Source organism: Bacteroides sp. AF25-38AC, from assembly GCF_003602995.1.
Classification (GTDB): domain Bacteria; phylum Bacteroidota; class Bacteroidia; order Bacteroidales; family Bacteroidaceae; genus Bacteroides; species Bacteroides uniformis.
In genome coordinates, this window is the sequence record NZ_QTMD01000078.1 from 1 (window position 1) to 1,694 (window position 1,694).

At 34.8% G+C, this 1,694-nt stretch carries 2 protein-coding genes; one reads left to right on the top strand and one right to left on the bottom strand.

All coding sequences use genetic code 11. The features are described 5' to 3' along the window. Positions 1–438 (top strand): FAD-dependent oxidoreductase (locus DWY55_RS21735; RefSeq protein ID WP_207806441.1); only part of this gene is annotated, 438 nt, incomplete at its 5' end. Between the two features lie 209 nt (positions 439–647). Here DWY55_RS21735 and erm(F) read toward each other — a convergent pair. Beyond that, positions 648–1,448, bottom strand: a complete 801-nt coding sequence (gene erm(F), locus DWY55_RS21740) for a 23S rRNA (adenine(2058)-N(6))-methyltransferase Erm(F) (protein ID WP_004331461.1) — start codon at positions 1,446–1,448, stop codon at positions 648–650. Positions 1,449–1,694 lie beyond the last annotated feature (246 nt).

Here is a 1,694-nt window from a genome sequence, read left to right on the forward strand (position 1 = left end):
GAATGGAAAAACCAAACGCAGGTAGATTTTCAAAACAGAAATAGTGTCGTTGATTTTCTCCTGAAAAAATTTTCCGATTGGGACGAACGCTACAAAGAACTGATTCGTTTGACATCATCTTTTGTAGGGTTAGCGACACGAATATTTCCCTTAGATAAGTCTTGGAAAAGTAAGCGTCCATTACCCATAACAATGATTGGGGATGCCGCACATTTGATGCCTCCTTTTGCAGGACAAGGCGTAAACAGTGGGTTGATGGATGCCTTGATATTGTCGGATAATCTGACCAATGGGAAATTTAACAGCATTGAAGAGGCTATTGAAAATTATGAACAGCAAATGTTTGCTTATGGAAGAGAAGCACAAGAAGAATCAACTCAAAACGAAATTGAAATGTTTAAACCCGACTTTACGTTTCAGCAATTGTTAAATGTATAAAATGGAATAAAACGGCACATAACAAACAAATTGGCAATAGAGCCGGTGAAGTACTTCTATTGAACTTTTGTGCAATGTTGAAGATTAGTAATTCTATTCAACATTTGTGCTAAAAGTCGGCTCCATCGCCAATTTGCCAAACGTTATGCGGCAGCTTAAAAGACGACACCAAACCAGAAAAATCATCTTGACAACCACCCGACTTTGAACTACGAAGGATGAAATTTTTCAGGGACAACTTCCAGCATTTCCAAAAAACAGTTTAACCATTGACTTGGAGACAAACAAACAATTTGAGCATTAAGGTTTAAACCGAATTTTTCCGAAATTGTCCTGACCTGACTTTTCCTGAAAATCGACTTTAAAGCTGTTTTTACAGATAAATCAGGTTTCTCTAACAGACAGGAAATAAATGCTAAGTATTTGGCTTTAATCTTAAAATCAAAAAATAAGTGTTTTCTTTTAATGTTTAACAGGGCTGATTTTACAGTTGGCGGTGGCAAGAAACTTTCAGGACCTACCTCATAGACAAGTTTCAAATCAAAAAAAGTATGATAGAAAACGGTATATGGATTGTAAAGCTTCCTTGAAAATAACTTTTGTGTAGGTTCGAACTGAAGGACAATGGAACCTCCCAGAAAATTTTCAAGATTCTCAAACATCAGGATTTTGAAAATATCGGAAGTAATGCCATAAGGAATATTTGACACCACTTTGAAAGGAAATTTCGGAACTGCAAAATTCCTAAAATCACAACCGACAACTTGAACATTTCGGGCATCAGAAAATAATTTTCGTAAATGTTCAACCAAAGCTGTGTCGTTTTCAATAGCAACAACATTGTTGGCAATTTTTAATAAATGAACAGTAAGAAACCCCTTGCCTGCCCCAATATCTAAAACCGTATCCTGATTACTTATATTTGCTTGTCTTATTGCATCTTTTATTAGCACTTTATCAATAGTAAAGTGCTGACCCGTAAAACGAACGGGCAATTTCTTTTTTGTCATTAGTAACTTCTTACAGGTGAATACTTGAATTCAAATCACAGAGATATTCTTTTATAATTATACAACGGCAAATTTAGTAACTTTGCTCGATAAATTAACGAGAAAGAAGAAAAAATCCTTAATTCCGCAACACTATAATTTAACTTTATTTATAAGTTCCTGAGCAACTTTTTGTTGCTCAGGAACTTATAAATAGGGACTGTCGTAAAAAGAATAAAACTTTATAACGAATTGATTGCCAATGCA